The 17,396-nt window shown below is 42.8% G+C and carries 12 protein-coding genes; 5 read left to right on the top strand and 7 right to left on the bottom strand.

What is annotated here, in order from left to right; all coding sequences use genetic code 11:
- Window positions 1-699 precede the first annotated feature (699 nt).
- From D0S24_RS11905 to D0S24_RS11890, 4 genes are all read left to right on the top strand, one after another.
- A complete protein-coding gene (locus D0S24_RS11905) occupies window positions 700-3,912 on the top strand; it encodes a TonB-dependent receptor (RefSeq protein ID WP_117020083.1) in 3,213 nt (1,070 codons plus the stop codon).
- A 15-nt stretch (window positions 3,913-3,927) separates the two neighbouring features.
- On the top strand, window positions 3,928-5,652 hold the full coding sequence (locus D0S24_RS11900; protein WP_251795781.1) for a RagB/SusD family nutrient uptake outer membrane protein: 1,725 nt from the start codon (window positions 3,928-3,930) through the stop codon (window positions 5,650-5,652).
- Window positions 5,653-5,681: 29 nt separating this feature from the next.
- Window positions 5,682-6,479, top strand: a complete 798-nt coding sequence (locus D0S24_RS11895) for a hypothetical protein (protein ID WP_117020250.1) — start codon at window positions 5,682-5,684, stop codon at window positions 6,477-6,479.
- Between the two features lie 145 nt (window positions 6,480-6,624).
- Window positions 6,625-7,734 carry a family 16 glycosylhydrolase gene (locus D0S24_RS11890; protein WP_117020081.1) on the top strand — a complete coding sequence of 370 codons (1,110 nt, stop codon included), beginning with the start codon at window positions 6,625-6,627 and terminating at the stop codon, window positions 7,732-7,734.
- Window positions 7,735-8,139: 405 nt separating this feature from the next.
- Here the strand turns inward: D0S24_RS11890 and D0S24_RS11885 are convergent, their stop codons facing one another.
- The 5 genes from D0S24_RS11885 to D0S24_RS11865 form a co-directional block, all read right to left on the bottom strand.
- A complete protein-coding gene (locus D0S24_RS11885; protein ID WP_117020080.1) occupies window positions 8,140-8,622 on the bottom strand; it encodes a GNAT family N-acetyltransferase in 483 nt (160 codons plus the stop codon).
- Between the two features lie 127 nt (window positions 8,623-8,749).
- Window positions 8,750-9,424: an STING domain-containing protein gene (locus D0S24_RS11880; RefSeq protein WP_117020079.1), complete on the bottom strand. Its 675-nt coding sequence runs from the start codon at window positions 9,422-9,424 to the stop codon at window positions 8,750-8,752.
- An 89-nt stretch (window positions 9,425-9,513) separates the two neighbouring features.
- Window positions 9,514-10,668 (bottom strand): PepSY domain-containing protein, encoded by a 1,155-nt coding sequence (locus tag D0S24_RS11875; RefSeq protein WP_117020078.1) that lies wholly within the window; start codon window positions 10,666-10,668, stop codon window positions 9,514-9,516.
- Between the two features lie 36 nt (window positions 10,669-10,704).
- A complete protein-coding gene (locus tag D0S24_RS11870) occupies window positions 10,705-13,128 on the bottom strand; it encodes a TonB-dependent receptor (protein ID WP_117020077.1) in 2,424 nt (807 codons plus the stop codon).
- Window positions 13,129-13,288: 160 nt separating this feature from the next.
- A complete protein-coding gene (locus tag D0S24_RS11865) occupies window positions 13,289-13,717 on the bottom strand; it encodes a DUF1801 domain-containing protein (protein ID WP_117020249.1) in 429 nt (142 codons plus the stop codon).
- A 367-nt stretch (window positions 13,718-14,084) separates the two neighbouring features.
- Here D0S24_RS11865 and D0S24_RS11860 point away from each other — a divergent pair, with 367 nt between their 5' ends.
- Window positions 14,085-15,422 carry a Gfo/Idh/MocA family protein gene (locus D0S24_RS11860; RefSeq protein ID WP_117020076.1) on the top strand — a complete coding sequence of 446 codons (1,338 nt, stop codon included), beginning with the start codon at window positions 14,085-14,087 and terminating at the stop codon, window positions 15,420-15,422.
- A gap of 322 nt (window positions 15,423-15,744) precedes the next feature.
- Here the strand turns inward: D0S24_RS11860 and D0S24_RS11850 are convergent, their stop codons facing one another.
- Together D0S24_RS11850 and D0S24_RS11845 are read right to left on the bottom strand one after the other, a co-directional pair.
- On the bottom strand, window positions 15,745-16,329 hold the full coding sequence (locus D0S24_RS11850) for a YdeI family protein (protein ID WP_117020248.1): 585 nt from the start codon (window positions 16,327-16,329) through the stop codon (window positions 15,745-15,747).
- A 284-nt stretch (window positions 16,330-16,613) separates the two neighbouring features.
- Window positions 16,614-17,207: a DUF502 domain-containing protein gene (locus D0S24_RS11845; RefSeq protein ID WP_117020074.1), complete on the bottom strand. Its 594-nt coding sequence runs from the start codon at window positions 17,205-17,207 to the stop codon at window positions 16,614-16,616.
- Between the last annotated feature and the right edge of the window lie 189 nt (window positions 17,208-17,396).

Genomic DNA, 17,396 nt, shown 5'->3' with positions numbered 1-17,396 from the left:
TTCCGCCCTTGGTTCGGGTCCGCCGTTCGGACGGGCCTGCCTGTTCGTTGGAAAGGGTTTCCAATCCGCCCGGCACGGACGGGCCCGCCCGAACGGCACGGGCGGGTTTACCTCTCCTTGGGAGACCCTGCCTTTGCCGGTAGGCAGGGTCGGGACTGCTTTTTCAGTAGTTCCGGGTGAGGTAAAATAAAAATATTCTAGAAATTTCTATTCTATACTTCCCCGTTCTTCGAATCATTGGATTTGAACCGTATGCTCTCCGTATTTCGGTATTTGTATCACACTTTTTAACGGTATCCCTGTTACCCATATTTTAAATTTTCTTTAATATAATTTACAATATCCATTGTATCGGATGGTCATTGGACCGCCTTTCCTATAAAAATTGTTGCAGGCCATGCAACACATGAAGCATATAAGTTTATTGTAGGAAAAATGCAGCAAAATTGTTACTTGATGCAGAATAAATGCTACATAAGATTTAATAATTATTTAACATTTGAAGTAATGGAAAACAAGGATTCAAAATTCAAATGGAAACAGTTGATCGAGGTAATGTTGATAATGGCAATCGTTGCATTGTTGGTTTTTGTTATCCTTTATATTCTTTAATAACACACCTGTTGGCCTTTTGGTTTACAGAGGATACATAAATTTTATACTAACAAAAACTCTATTAATTAACCTAAACTATTTTGTATGATGCTAAAGTTAAAATTCTTGATTATTACTTTGGTAATGGTCTGCGCACAGAACGTCTTTTCGCAGGCCAAGACCATAACAGGTCTGGTAACGGACAATTCGGGCCTACCGTTGCCCGGGGTTAGTGTGGTGGCGAAGGGAACGGTTAATGGTACTACTACCGATTTTGACGGTAATTATTCCATTCAAAATGTGGAGCCGTCCGATCGGCTTGTCTTTGCCTATCTAGGGATGGTCACCCAAACTGTACAGGTGGGTGAAAAAACCATAATAAACATTTTGCTCGAAGAATCCTTTGAATCACTGGATGAGGTGGTCGTGGTCGGGTACGGGGTACAAAAGAAGGCCTTGACCACAGGGGCCAACCTCAATGTAAAAGGAGAGGATATTGCCGCCCTAAATACCGGTACGGCAATGGAAGCCTTGCAAGGTGTTGCTCCAGGTGTCAATATCACAAGAAATAACGGTCAGCCCGGTGCCGGGACCAAAGTAACCATTCGGGGTTTGGGGACCATCGGGAATTCCAGTCCACTTTATATTGTTGATGGGGTGGCCGTTGGGAATATAGATTATTTGAACGGTTCGGATATTGAAACCATAGATGTTCTGAAAGATGCGGCTTCTGCGGCCATTTATGGATCCAGAGCTGCCAATGGAGTGGTTTTGGTTACTACCTATAAAGGAAAAAAAGGCCGACAGGCCCAAGTGAATTACGATACGTACTACGGGTTTCAAAATATTTATAAAAATGTATCTCCCTTAAATGCCCAAGAGTATATGTTTATTATGGACGAGGGCCGGGTCAATGATGGTTTGCCGGAAAACAATTGGGAAATGCTCCTTCAGAACAATGTGTGGTTAAATGACAATTATCCAGAAAATTTGGGTACCCAATTGGGAACAGAAGTATGGCAAATGCTTCAAAATGGTTGGGAAGGTACCAATTGGATTGATGAAATGTCTACTAAAAATGCACCAATTTCAAGTCATGCCATAAATATTGCGGGTGGTGGCGAGGACAATACCTATGCCTTGGGCATCTCTTACCTGGACCAAACGGGGATCCTTGGAGGCAACCTTACCGATGCAGGGTACAAAAGGTTAACGGCCCGTATGAATACCGAATTCGTGTTGTTCAAAAACGAAGAGCACAGCATTGTAACCGTGGGCGAAAACCTAACCTACACCAATACTGAAAATAGAAGTGTGGCCACAGGAAATATTTATTGGAACGATTTGCACAATGCCTTGGTACAACATCCGTTACTGCCCGCCTATTGGGACAAATCTCCAGATCCCAACGGTTTTACGCCCACCTTGGACGGATGGGCCAGAGGACAGACCAATCCCTTGGCAGTGATGTTCTACCGTCATAATTACAGCAATCTGGGAAATAAGAACAATACCCTTGTAGGAAATGTGTATTTGGAAATAGAACCTTTTAAGGATCTTAAATTTCGATCTTCTTACGGATTTGATTCCTGGTTTGGCCATGGGCGTTCCTGGACACCCACCTATGGTTTAGGGGTGCTTTACAGCAATTCTGTGGACGCAGCTGCCCAAAGTCAGTATATGGGTGCCAATACCACATGGACGAATACCTTATCATACGACCATTCCTTTGGAGAACATAAATTGAATGTACTGATCGGTAATGAGGTATATAATAATGTACTGAACAATGAAGTGGGGGGTAGTATGGCCAATACCCGCTTCGGATTGCCCCAATATGCCTTCTTGAACAATGTGGACAAGACCGATATAAATGCCATAAGTACCTATGGTGCCAATTGGGCAGCAGGTGGTGGAGGGTTGTTGTCCTACATGGCCAGGGCACAATATGATTATAAGGAAAAGTACTTGCTTTCCGCGACCATGAGGGCAGATGGGTCATCTAATTTTGCCAAGGGAAATCGTTGGGGGTATTTTCCATCAGTTTCCGCCGGTTGGGTACTTACCAATGAGGATTTTATAGGAAATGTAGGGGTATTAAATTTTGCCAAATTAAGAGGGAGTTGGGGCCAGAACGGTAACCAATCCATAGATAATTTTATCTATAGTTCCACTATTGCCAACCTTAATCCCGGTTATTATTTTGGGGATACCAAACCTATCTCCGGACCTACTGCCGTGCCTGCCCGGGTTACCAATCCTGATGTAAAATGGGAAACTTCCGAGCAGTTGAATTTTGGTTTGGATGCCCGTTTCTTTAATTCCAGGTTGGCCCTTACTGCCGATTGGTATAAGAAGACCACCAAAGATTGGTTGGTAGTGGCGCCCATTTTAGGAACTTCCGGTGCTGGAGCCCCTTTTATTAATGGAGGGGACATAGAGAATTCTGGTTATGAACTTATGCTGTCCTGGAACGATAGTGCGGGCGATTTTAAGTACGGTGCCACAGTGAGCGGTGCGTTCAATAAAAATGAAGTAACCAGAATTGCCAATGCGGAGGGAATCATTCAAGGGCCACAGCATGTTTTGTCGCAAGGAACTGCTGCGGTATCCAGGGTAGAAGTGGGGAAACCTATCGGATTCTTTTATGGGTATCAAACCGATGGTATATTACAAAATCAGGATGAGGTAGATAATTATGTAAAACCCACGGACGGCACACCTTATTTTAGCGATCAACGTCCGGGCGATGTTCGGTTTGTAGATCAGAACAATGATGGTGCCATTGATGAAGCGGACAAAATTATGTTGGGCAATCCAAACCCCGATTTTGAATTGGGAATTCAGCTTAATGCCGAATATAAAGGGTTTTATGCCAATACCACCCTATCCGGGAAATTTGGTATGCAGGTAATGCAGTCCTACCGTTCTTTTGCCGATAATTTTACACAAAATTATACCACTGAAATTTTTGGACGCTGGCATGGGGAAGGAACTTCGGATAGATTGCCCCGCTTAAGTTCGGTATCGAACAGAAACACGAATTGGATTTCCGACATCTATATGCAGGATGCCGATTATTTACGGATCAACAACTTGACCGTGGGTGTTAAATTAGGGGAATATTTATCCAATATCAACTACATAAAAGAAGTGAAGTTATATTGTGCGGTAAACAATCTATACACCTTCACAAACTTCCAGGGTATGGATCCGGAAGTATCGTTTGGTCATGATGCCGGTTGGGCCTCAGGTATCGACCTGGGCCTATATCCACTACCGCGTACCGTGATGTTTGGTTTAAATGTCCAATTTTAATTTTAAAAATACCAGATGATGAAAAAAATAATAAATAATATATGTATCGCAGCCTTGGTTATTGCCACCGGTTGCAGTGAAGATCTTTTGGATACGGAGAACCTTTTTGAAAAAAGTTTGGAAAGTTTTTATCGGACTCCGGCCGACATCAACGAGGCCATGTCCGGAGTGTATAATGCTTTATATGTAGGGGGTATCCATAGCCATGAAGGCATCGCGGCCAATCTTATGTCCGATATGATGCTGGGCGGGGGAGGTCCGGATGACAGATCCGCTAAAAATGTGGATAATTTTGTTGATCCGGAAGAAGATACCTACCATGATTTATGGAAAGAAACCTATAATGGGGTTACCCGTGCCAATGCCATTATAGAGAAAGTAGAGGATACCGATTTTAGTGCTTTCTTTGATATAGAAGCAGATGCAGTTGCCTTTAAGAAGCAGGCCATAGGAGAAGCCTATTTTATGCGGGCCTTCTATTATTTCAGGGCGGCCAAGTTTTTTGGAGGGGTACCACTTATTCTTGCCATAGATGATCCAAGGGACGTTCCAAGGGCTTCCTTCTCGGAAACTTTTGCACAAATTGCGTCCGATTTTAAAATGGCGATAGAAACCATGCCATCAACACCGTTTTCAAGTATTCCTACCTCCAGTTATGGGCATGCGAACAAGTGGACGGCCCAAGCGTATATGGCCAGGGCCTTTTTGTTCTATACAGGGTATATGACGAATATGGAAGGGCAATCTACAAGTGATATGCCCTTGGCCGATGGTGGATCCTTGACCAAAACTGATATCCTTGGTTATTTGGATGATTGTATCGCCAATAGCGGATATGATTTGGCAGGGGATTTTAGAAATTTATGGCCCTATTCCTACGTAAACGAAAGCGCTAATGATAATACCGTGTTGCCTTGGGCAGAAGCGGCAGGATTGGAATGGGTAGGTCAGGATGGCCATACCCCTACTTTTGGGACGGGTAACTATGAAACCATGTTCGCAATCAGATATTCTACTACGACATGGGATGCAGGTCAAAAATACAATAACAGACTTCCCTTGTTCCTAGGGATCCGTGATAATTCCATGGTGCCTTTCGGAACAGGTTGGGGCTGGGGGACCGTTAATCCTAAACTTTGGAGCCAATGGGACGATGCCGACCCCAGAAAGGAAGGCTCTATTTTGGAATTGGGGAATGCCGATCAGGGAACCGCAGGATATGAGCCCAATAAAGGAGACCATGAGACCGGTTTTTTTAATAAAAAATATACGACCATTCAACATCAGGACCCCGATCCCGAAGGAGAGGATGGGATTAAAGGAATGTTCTTTTTTCTTTATAACATGGTTAATGGTGATCCCATGCAATTATGGGCGGCCCAGGATTATATTTTGATGAGGTATGCGGATGTTTTGCTTATGCATTCGGAGATTTCGGAAACGGCCACCGGGATGAACCTGGTTCGGGAAAGAGCAGGTTTGGGAAGCGTGGGGTATTCTTTGGACGCCTTAAAGCAAGAACGCTTACATGAATTTGCCTTTGAAGGTCTGCGATGGTTCGATTTGGTGAGATGGGGAGATGTAGATACCGCATTTGATGAAAGTGTCAATGTTAGGAACTCAGGTATCGATGCCGTTTATAATGTTACCTATAGGCCGGAAACAAAAGGCTTGGTGCCTATTCCGGAGTCTGAGGTAAGATTGTCTTCCGGGGTATATGAACAAAATCCGGGTTGGTAGAAGTATTCTTAATCATAAAACAAAAAAAGATGAAAAATAACAATATAATGTATATCGGACTCTTCCTGACCAGCGTTCTTATGTTCGTTACTGGGTGTGAACCTATCGAAGACAGGGACTATTTGGAAAATTCAACCGATGTATCCGGAGTAGAACTGGTTGCCACACAAAGTACCCCCGGGGGAAATCTGATAGAGTTGAGCATGGTAACCCCAGGAGTTACCGGGTATTGGGATTACAATTTGGGCAAGGCCTTTACGGATAAGGTGTCGTTTATATATCCTATTCCGGGTTCCTCTACCTTTACTTTTACCGGTACCTTGGGAGCAGAGTTTTTTACCAAGACCATTGATGTTCAAGTAGATCAGTTGGACAATGCCTTAGATCAAGATTGGTACGATCTGGTTAGCAATGAAACGGGAATCGGGAAAACATGGGTGTTTGCCGGTGGCCCTGATCCTGATGGCCAGAGATGGTGGTATATGTCGCCTCCGGATGATGCTGGTGCATGGGAAACAGCATGGTGGAATGCGGCAGGGGACTGTTGTCCGCCAGTAGATGCTGCGGGCAGGATGCAGTTCGATTTGGATGGTGCTGCCAATTTTACCTACTATTCCGGTCCGGATGCCAGCCCACAGGTGAGTAGTTTTGTACTGGATGTTGCCAATCAGACCTTACAGATCAATGATGGGGATATTTTGGGGTCGGAACAGGGTAATCAGGACGGACTTTATACCATTGTTTCATTAACAGAAGATGAGATGATCCTTTACGTGCCCAACAATGCAGGGGGAACCGGTTGGACATGGATTTTTAGACCGGAATAATTTTGGTCAGGGCTGATATATTGGGAACTCAAGATGAGTTCATATACTAAAGTTGGTTAGTTTGGTTTTTTTTGGAAGCCTTGTCGGTCGGTGGTTATGATCGACAAGGTTTTTCTTTTCATTTGTGAAGTTGAAAACACATAATATGTATACAGTCTTATTTTTTTTGATGGGTTTGTTTTTGTCGTGCGGAGTTCATGAATACGATAGGGATTCTTTTCTGGATAAAGAACTGGAGACGGAGGCCAATATCCCTAAGGGACTGAGTCTGTCCGTTGGGATTGTTGGATTGGACGCCAATAATCCACATGGCGATGGTTCGGGAAAAGTAAGGCTATCGGCAGTAGCCAATAATGCCGTCCAATATAGGTATAGGTTCAGTGACGGATCGGAGGAAGTAAGTAATGAGGGCACCTTCACCCATACTTTTAAGGAGAAGGGTACGCATGGGCATAAGATAACGGTCTTCGCCTATTCCAGTACGGGCAATGCCATAGAAGTTTCGGAAACAATTACGGTTTTTGTGGAGGAGCAGGAAGCGGAGCTGGTTTGGGCCGATGAATTTGAGAAAGATGGGGCACTTTCTGCGCAAAACTGGAAGCTGGAAACGATTGCTCCCGTCAACGGTAGTTGGCATAATGGGGAATTGCAGCACTATACGAACCGATCGGATAATGTCTATGTATCGGACGGAACATTGAAGATCGTTGCAAAAAAAGAGCGGTACACGGCCCAGGGGACTACCAAGGAATATACTTCGGCCAGATTAAATTCCCTTTTTTCCTTTACTTATGGGAGGGTAGAGGTAAGGGCAAAATTGCCAAAGGGAGAAGGGACTTGGCCGGCTATTTGGATGTTGGGGTCCAATATTGAAAATGTAGGTTGGCCTACATGTGGTGAAATAGACATTATGGAGCATTGGGGCCATGAACCAGGGAAAGTTTCCTGTGCTACCCATACTACTTCCTGCCATGGCGGATGCCCCGATGTAACTGTGGGCACCACGGCTATTACGGATTACAACACGGAATTTCATGTTTATGCCGTTGAATGGACCAAGAATTCCCTGAGGTTTTTTATAGATGATAAATATGTCTATGCCTATGATCCCAGTGTCAAAAACAAGGATACATGGCCTTTTACAGCGGATCAGTTTATTATTTTGAATGTGGCCATGGGGGGCAGTTGGTTCAGCGTTGATCCGGATTTTGTGTCTTCAACGATGGAGGTAGATTATGTGAGGGTATTTCAATAGGCAAATGCAGGTTTTCATCGATCATACCGTGTAAGATCAACTGGTTTCCTTTTAAGCCTTCCGAAAAATAAATAGGGGAGCTTGTACGGCAGGCCAGGCTATCGGTAACCGGAGTTTTCCATTGTATTTACTCGATAATCGAGATTTAAACCTGCCTGCCGCAGGCAGGTGCTCCGACGCTTGCTCGCCCGTTCCGTTCAGGCGGGCGTCGAAATCAAACTTGAATTTCCTTTCAATGCCTCGTGGGCCTGCCTTTGTCGGCAGACAGGCTTGACCCGAGGTAGTATACTTTGGGTACAGGGATATTTTGAGATAAATGAATTTTTATGGAGCTAAATTGCTATAGTTCATGCCCTGTTCTGTAAAAATAATAAGACCATCCAAAGTCAGGAATCATTTATCCTCTTATTCCGTAATCAATTTTAGTTCAAAATACCGTGCCGATTCATGGGGATTGTGGCGGTATGCCCCTATTTCAACAAAACCGTTGTCCGTATACAGTTTAATAGCCGATTTCATAAAATCTGCAGTATCCAGTTTTATACTCTTGTAATTTAGCTTTTTTGCCGTTTCCATGCATGCACTTAACAGCAATTGCCCTATACCCAAACCTCTACTTTCGGGCCGTACATACATTCTTTTTAGCTCGGCATCCTGTCCGTTGAATTTTCGTAGTCCGGCTATCCCAACAGCTTCTCCGTTCCTAAAGGCAATAAATAGCCCACCTTCGTTGGGGCCATACATTTTTGGAAGGGTTTCCATTTCCTTGTCAAAATTTTGAAAGGACAGATCAATGCCCAACCAGGCAACATATTCCAAGATTAATTTTTTTGCTTGTGCGAAGTCGCTTGCGGTTTGGGCCAATTTCAATTGGATATTGAATATCATTTTGCTGAATATTTAGATCATTGGAAGGGGTTTGTTCGGGGGCCGCTTTAATTGTCTAGGGACTCAACAGAGTATTACTTTGGGCTGTTCCTGCAGTTCATATAATCTTTACTTCATTGTCCAGGACTTAGATGGGTCTAAAAATTAAACGGTCATTGGAAATTTCACTGGAATATTCAATTCGCAACTGTTCTATTTTATGTTGAAAAAAAGAATAGATTTTTTTCGAGTTCTTTTCGGCCATGTGCTGATCCAAAAAATCGTCCTTTAAATACCTAGAGAGGGAGAACAAAGTTCTGGGAAATTCATGGATAATTAGTCTATCGTCCCCAACTATTTGCGCCCGTAGCCAAAATGGCTCACTATAGGTAGCTTCGCGAACATAAACAATATCAAATTTGTTTTCTACCATTTCGGCATATTCCGTCAGGGATTTCAGGCTGGAGGGCATACCCACTTCAACGGTTATTTTATCGGCGGTAAAGGTTCTTATAGTATCGTCCGGAAATGAAAAATGAATAGGTGTCCTGGTCTTGAGAAGTTTCCCAAAACGTCCTGTAAAATTCATAAAATATCCGGTGGCCAATATCTCGGCCAACGACTTTTTAAACGCTTTTACATTTTCCTTATAAAATATGACGGCCAGGATTACCGAGATGACCAGCCCAATCCCAACAGCGATCCATAAGTTTGGAAAAAATGATGGGGCCACCCCCTGTATATATCCGCCGTAGGTCCCAACAGTTGGGAAAATGGAATAGAACAGATCCTTTAGAGGTAAAAACTTAAAACTAAACTTCATATTCGCTCTTGCGTATTTAGATCAACTGCTGTATAGTCGATATTATTAAATATCCAAGTGTAAATGCAAGGTATGAATTTGGGGTTCAGTTAATTATTAGGGCTTAAAATACGATTATTTTTTATAGGTTTATTTTTTTTATAGGTTCTACCATACCATAATAGTATTCCGGTAACCGGCAAACTTGCTGCCAGTAGGCTGACCAAAAAAGCAATAATCTTTCCAACAATACCACCAATGGCCCCAATGTGGATGTCGTAATTCATACGCATAATTTTATCCGCAACCTTGGCATTCTTATATTTCCCGTAAATGCCATCGGTCTCTATTTCTTCCAAGGTATGTTGATCAAAATAGCGGAAGTCGGCATCGTAAAAGAGCCCTTTGCTATTGGAAATTTCCACATAGATACTTTCATCATCAGAATGGGGATAATGTAGTTCAAAATCTTCGGCCAAGGGAGATTCCTTTTGTAGCTTCGGAAGTAAGAGGTCTATTGGTTTTGTATCTTTGTCAAGGCCTTCGGATGCCTTGTTTTCAGGGATATAAAAGGAGATTTCCTTTTCCCCGCCAATCGATTTGTAGAAGGCGGACTGCAGCCATTCGTAAGACATTATGGAGCCTGTAAAGGCAAGGATCAGGGCTAGGGAGCAAATATAAAATCCGATTATCGCATGTAGGTCAAAATTTTTACGCTTCCATCGCGTACTATCTTTCCACTTGAATTTTATACGCTGATCCAAGTTCTTTCGTTTTTTTGGCACCCACAAAACAAGCCCGGAAATAAGGATAAATATAAAGACAAGGATAGATACGCCTACCACCTGCTCACCAATTTCTGTGGGTAGCCATAACCGCATATGCCCTTTCAAAACAAAGGCAAAAAAGCCCGAAAGATGGTCTTCTACCTGAATCACCTTTCCCGAATATGGATTTAGAAAAACACTTTGGTAAAATTCCGGTTCCAGTTCATAAAATATTACCTCAATGGCATCGTCCGCCTTTTGGTACAGGGAACCATGAATGCTTTTATCGGGAAATACTTCCTGGGCAAACATTTTGGCCTCCGATACCGTAAGCACGGGTTTGTCCTGCGGAACCACTTTTTTATAGTCGTCGTTCAGGCCTTGCAACTCCTCCTTAAAAACCCAACAACAGCCCGTAATGGCCACAATGAACACCACTACACCACTAATAAGGCCTAGGATCTTATGAAGTTCAAAAATGATTTTTCTAAATTTCATATTATATAGAGGGTTTCAAGGTTTTCATGGTCGTTTTTAAAATTTGTAAGTAAAATTGGCCAATAACACCCTAGGCGTCTGGGGGTTGATGGTAGACCAACCTTTGTAATATTCCTTGTTAAAGGCATTGTTCAGCTTTAGGCCAATTCGGTACCTATTGGCTTGGTAATAAAGGGAGGCATTGGCAATGGTATAGCTTGGCAGGATAAATTCTCCAGTGGAAGCATAGTTTATGGCAAAACGCTCACTTGCCCCGTTAAATCCCAATCCTATTCCAAAACCGTCCAATTGGCCCTCTTGCAATTCATAATTGGCCCAAAAATTATACTGTGTTTCCGGACCAGCTTCCAAGGGTCTTCTATTCAATATCTCGGTATTGTCGGATTTTGTAGTCTCGCTGTCGTTATTGCTGAAGCCGGCCCTAAGGTTCAAACCTTTAAAGGGATTGGCATTGATTTCAATTTCAAATCCTTTGCTTTCCACTTCTCCGCCCTGGATCTTGTTAAAGGGAGAGGAGGGGTCGGTTATTACACGGTCCTTTACGGTAATGTCATAGTAACTAAGCGTGGCGTTCAATCTATTGTTAAAGAGGTTGGTCTTCACACCAAATTCCAACTGATTGGCCTGCTCCGGGTCAAATGTTTTCAATGTCTGTGGTCCAGCGCCCGCATCCCCTACCAATTGGGGGGCCACATTGGTAAAACCATTTTGATAATTGGCGAAAATAGAAAGCTGATCCAAGAGGGGTTGGTACAGCAGTCCAAACTTGGGGGACAGGGTGGTCTGGTCGTAATCGTCATCCACATTGGCCATATCGCCTTCGTTATCAAAATAATCCAGGCGCAGCCCAAGCATTGCCGATAGCGTATTGGTAATATTTATAACATCGGAGGCATAAAGACTATAAATATGATATTTGGACTTATTGTTCCCTACGGCCTGGGAGGCCAAAACCGCATCTACACCGGCCGTGGACAGCGGGTATGGATCTGTTTCCACCTCTGTGGTAAAGGGATCGTCTCCATTGGCACCGCCTTCGGGGGTAACGTTGCCATAAAAGGCATAGCCGGTACTATTGTCCGTTGCAGTGGCATTAAAATAGTCCAGGCCTATAACTATACGATTTCTCAATGTGGCAATTTTAAAATCGCCAATAAAATTTTGTTGGATATCCGTGGTTTGGGTATTGGCATTCTGTTTGTTGATAAATCGGGAAAAGGTATCGTTCCCTAGGATACCGTAATCGAACAGATAGGAATAGTACCCTTTGGTAGATGTGGAACTCTTAGATAGGAGCGTTTGGGATTGCCAGGTGTCGGACAATTTATAGTCCATTTCTACCCTGTAATTCTGGGTAGGATTTTCTAAGGTCAGGTCGTTACTGGTAAACGATAGTTTATTGTTGTAGCCCAGTTCGTCAAGATTTTCTGCCTCTGTTGGCCCACTTCTGTTCAAGAACAAAAACATGGGATTGGTCTGTTCCGCCTGTGTAATTTCACCGTAGAACGAGAAGGATAATCGGTTGTTTACCTTGTAGGATAGGGAAGGGGCAACAAAAAAGGACTTTCTAAAGCCGGCATCCTGAAAACTTTGTTCTGTGGAGTAAGAGGTGTTGAGCCTAAAATAAAGGTTTTCACTTTTGTTGAGTGCGGTATTGAAATCGCCCGTAATCTGATTTAGCCCATAAGTGCCAGAGGTAAAGGAAAGTTCGCCCCCGTTACCGGCATAGGGTTTTTTGGTGACCACATTTATTAGTCCGCCATAGGAGCTTACCGCATTGCCGAACAAAGTGGCGGATGGACCTTTTAAAACTTCTATCCGTTCAATATTTGCCGGGTTTATGGTGCCGTTGGTCAGACCGGGCAGGCCATTTACCAGTTGTGGTTGCACCGAGAATCCGCGCATGGAATAGTATCCGGCCCCATCACCGCCCCTACCGGTGGAGGTCCATAAGTTTTCTACCCCGGCGGCATTTTTAAGGGCATCGTCAAAGTTGGTCACTATTTGCGATTCCAATAGATCCGTGGTAATCGTATTGTACACCTGGGTGTTCTCTATATCCTTCAATGGGAGTTTGGATACATAGGCCGTTTTCTTTCTTGAAAATTTATTGATCCGTTCTCCTTCAACGACCACTTCGGTAAGTATTTCGTTTCCTTCATATAATATCAAGTCCCCCAGATCAACTGCTTTTCCGTTGCTGATGGAAAATGGGATGTCCCTGGTCCTGAATCCAAGATAGGAAATGGATAGGATGTGCCCACCTTCATCAAGGTTGGCGATCTCAAAACGCCCATTTTCATCGCTCTCTGTCCCGATCTGCGAATTTTTTAATGCGATATTCACTCCAAGTAAGGGGGTATCGGTGTTGTCCTTTATAGTTCCACTAACTGTTGTGTTCTGTGAAAAAGCTAAGGAACTTAAGCCAAGGAGAAGTAGTAATGTGAGTTGGTGCTTCATTTATGCTTATTTAGACCAAAAATAAATAATTACTGGGCGACAAAAATATCTTGAAGATTTGAATAGACCAAATTATTTGTAATAAATCTAAATAATAAATTGCTCAGGGCTTTTACACAATGTACTAAGGGGTATAAGGAAACTTTTTGGGGATTGTAATTTACATGCCCAATATAGGTAGGTGTTTTACCTTGTGATAGGTGAGGGCAGTGGTAATGCATAATTTTAATGCCTCTTCCGGAATGGGATCTGCAATATGGAATATGATTGCTCTATTGCCGTTGAACCTGAACATATTGTTGAACATCATTTTAAAGGTGGGTACCAACTTACTGGTGCATTGGAAGTACATGGCGTACTGATTAGGGTTTTTAGCTTTCCAATCTATTCTAAGGGTACTTCCAATTTTGGTCAGATAACTGGGCTCGCCCCATTTCAAAGTTTCTTCCAACAGGCCAAGACCCTCTATTTTTTCGGCAGTGGTCAGGATCAGTGTTCTCAGGTATTCCATCTTTGGTCGAATATCCGGGGGGTAGTTATCAAAAACCAATGCCACCTTTGCATCTGTCCTTATCTCAAGTCTTTTCATAGTCTTATCAGAATTTAGCATTGGTCCCGATCAACAAACAGCGTATAAAGCAAATTTACCCAAATTATAGGCAAAATAGAGGTTACCATACCTCGTTTGCTTTGCATTAAGTAAAAAAATACAAAAAACTATTGCTGTTAACGTTAACGAATAAGAAAATAATACTTATTTTCATAGCACAATTAAATAGCTTTTGTTTTAGAGGTCAAGGACTTAAAACTCTGTTCCCTTTAAAACGCCTTTTTTTGAGAAAGAAAATGTGCCTTGGCTTATCAAAAAAATAGGTATTTCCCTACATAGCTTAAAGGTTTAAACTGGAATAGTATTAATATAAGTGTAACCATACCAATTATAAATATAGAGTCAGATGAAATCAACGAGAAGATCCTTTATTAAAAGAACGGCTGTAGCAAGTTCCGCTGTAATTGCGGCCCCTACCATAATCTCATCCACTGTTTTTGGGGCCAACGACCGTATCAACGCGGCGGTTTTGGGCGTTAACGGACGTGGAAAAAGCCATATTGAAGGCCTAATGGGACAGAAAAATGTTCAGGTCACCACATTGTGCGATCCCGATATGAATCTTTTAGGTGAGCGACAAAAGAGCTTTAAGGAAACCTACAACAAAGAGGTTGCGTTGGAGCAGGATCTGCGAAGGGTTATGGACAATAAGGATATTGATGTAGTTAGTATTGCATCTCCCAACCACTGGCATGCACTTTCCGTAATTTGGGCCTGTCAGGCCGGAAAGGATGCCTATGTGGAAAAACCTGGGTCGCACAACATTTGGGAAGGCCGTAAAATGGTAGAGGCGGCCACAAAATACGATAGGATCGTACAGCACGGGGTTCAGTTAAGGAGTTCGCCCGCCGTTAACGAAGCCATTAATTTAATGCGGGACGGATATATAGGACGGGTATATATGGCCAGAGGTATTGTTTTTCGTTGGAGAGGGGATATCGGGGACCAAGGATTCTCTCCCGTTCCTCCAGGAATAGATTATGACCTGTGGACGGGACCGGCCCCAAAACGGCCCTTTACCAGGAATTTGGTACACTACAATTGGCACTGGCACTGGGATTATGGCAATGGGGATGTAGGAAACCAGGGAATTCATGAAACCGATCTATGTATGTGGGGCTTGGATGTAGGGCTTCCTACCAAGATCACCTCCATGGGCGGCAAGTTCCTTTGGGACGATTGCAAGGAGGTGCCGGAAGTGCTTACCTCGGTATATAATTACCCTGAAGAAAGAAAGATCATACAGTTCGAAGTACGCCCATGGTGCACCAATACGGAAGAGGGTGCCACCGTTGGCAACATTTTTTATGGGGATAAGGGGATATTGGTGGTAGATGGTTATGACAAGTATAAAACCTATTTAGGAAAGGATAGGACCCCGGGCAAATCTGGCGAGGATGGGGGAGAGTCGGGAACCGGAATGGACCGTGGAGCCGGTGGAACGGACGGACATTTTGCCAATTTTATCGAAGCCGTGCGCAAGCGCGATAAAACTATCCTGAACGGCCCTGTGGAAACGGCACACCTATCCTCCGGTCTGGCACATTTGGGCAATATTGCCTATAGATTGGATCGTGTGCTTACATTCAATCCAAAATCCGAGTCGTTCGTAAACGACCCTGAGGCGGATAAAATGTTAAGACGGGATTATAGGGAAGGATTTGAAGTTCCCGAAAACGTTTAATAACTTGAGTTGGATTTATATTTAATTGTTAATGAGTTGTTTATGGTAATTTTTTCGGATCGAGCGCAGTAAGAGTTTTCAGTTGGCAGTGACAGTTGGCAGGGAAAAAGTTTAAGGTTGGAAAGTTGAAGGTTTGAATTGTTGAAAGTCTCAATTCTAGAATCTCATATCCCATATCTCTGGAATATAGTTTGCCATGGAATTCCGTTCCAAAACCCCTGTCTGCCTTTGCTGGCATGAAATTTCTTTGCGGTTGCTCCAGTTTCCATAAGCTTTGGTAGTCCACGGTAAAATCTGTTTTTTTGCCTATTGCCAACCCCAATTACTGGTCGTTCAATCCCTTGCCCTGTAGGATTTTAGGGATAAGTTTTTCCACTCTGTTGGCTCTTGTGGCGGACTGTTTGGCCTGTGAGAAATACAGCAAATACCCTCTTTGTCGTCCCGGGGTCAGACTTTGGAACGCCGTTTTTAAATCCGGGTCCTTATCCAGGGCCTCTTTAAATTCATCCGGTATTTTAAACTCGGAGGTTTTTTTCATCGGCACTTCCAACCCCGCCTTTTCTACTTCTACAGCTTCAAAAATATAGGCTTTAATGGTAGATTTTAGATCCATGATTTCCTGGAGGCCTGTAAAGCGGATTTGACGGGCCGATTGTACGTTCTGGGTTTGTTGTATTAAAATCTTATCCGTGTCCTTTAACAGGGCTCCCTTATGAAAAAGGAGTGCACAATATTCCTTAAAACCATGGATTAAAACAATATTTTTTCCTTGGTAGGTATAACAGGGGTGCATCCACTTAAATTCCTCTGTGAGGCCACAATCCTGGCAGATTTCCCTCAACAATGTCATTTCCGGTTTCCATTTTTTGGCCCTGTCTAAAAATCTATCGACAACTTTTGGATTCATACTATATGATTTCTTTAGGTATTGATCTTCAATTAAGGTAAGTTCGATATATATTTTATTTAAAATCAGTTGTTTATATGACATCTGTCCGGTCGAGCGGAGTCGAGACCTCATTTTAAATACATTACAGTCAAATAACCTCTCGACTCCCCGCCCGAACGGCCGCTTGGTACGGGCCGGCGCTCGAGGGGACCGTAGCATTAATTTTAATTTACGCTAAAACAATGTGTTGATAATATTTTTATGTCGAACTCACGTTCAATTAAGGTAAGTTCTATTTATTTTTAATCACTTGTGCTTTCCTTGTCTTCATAGATACCCGAAACCCCACCTGAGATAATAAATTTCATAACCACGGAAGGACTTATATCTATTGGCCTAACCTGATTTTTAGGTACAATGAACAATTCCCCTGAAAAGTTATAGGAATGCGGGAAATAAACGGCTACCTTTTCCTTTTCATCAAGGGTGCTTAAGTCTTCTTCGGTGAGGAAACCCAACTTTTCCAAATTCGATATAGGGTTTACCAAAACAATAACAGGCTTATTGAATTTCTTTTCCTTGCCCACAAAAGCGGAAAAAAGGTCGTTCAAGGCTGAAAATATCAGCTTGAGCAAAGGCGTTTTTTCAATAATCCGTTTAAATAGGTCTTTAAAGGGTCTCGCCAAGATGCTTTGACCGATTATCCCGACCAAAACCAGAAATAAAAAGATTACTGCCAATCCCAATCCTGGGATATCAATATTAAAAATTTCCTCCAGTTTATCCTTCAAAAGATTATCTATAAAATGGAACACTACATAAATAATGTAGGCTGTGATTCCCAAGGGCGCAATGTATAACAGGCCTTGTAGAAAGTAATTGACTATTCTTTTCATGTGTTTATATTTATTGTTTCACAATGGTCACACCAGCCCGACAAAGTCATTCTGGCGGGTGTAACCTTTGATGTTTAAAATAATCATTTCGCAGTGTGTTTAATGATTATTTTAAACATGTCGGTTTCATCTATTTATATTTTATTTTGAATATGAGAGTAATAATTTTTTTGCATACATCAATCGCTG

It is taken from the genome of Arenibacter sp. P308M17 (genome assembly GCF_003426735.1).
Classification (GTDB): Bacteria; Bacteroidota; Bacteroidia; order Flavobacteriales; family Flavobacteriaceae; genus Arenibacter.
The sequence above is the reverse complement of the archived record's forward strand: the minus strand, read 5'-3'. Positions and strand labels throughout refer to the sequence as shown.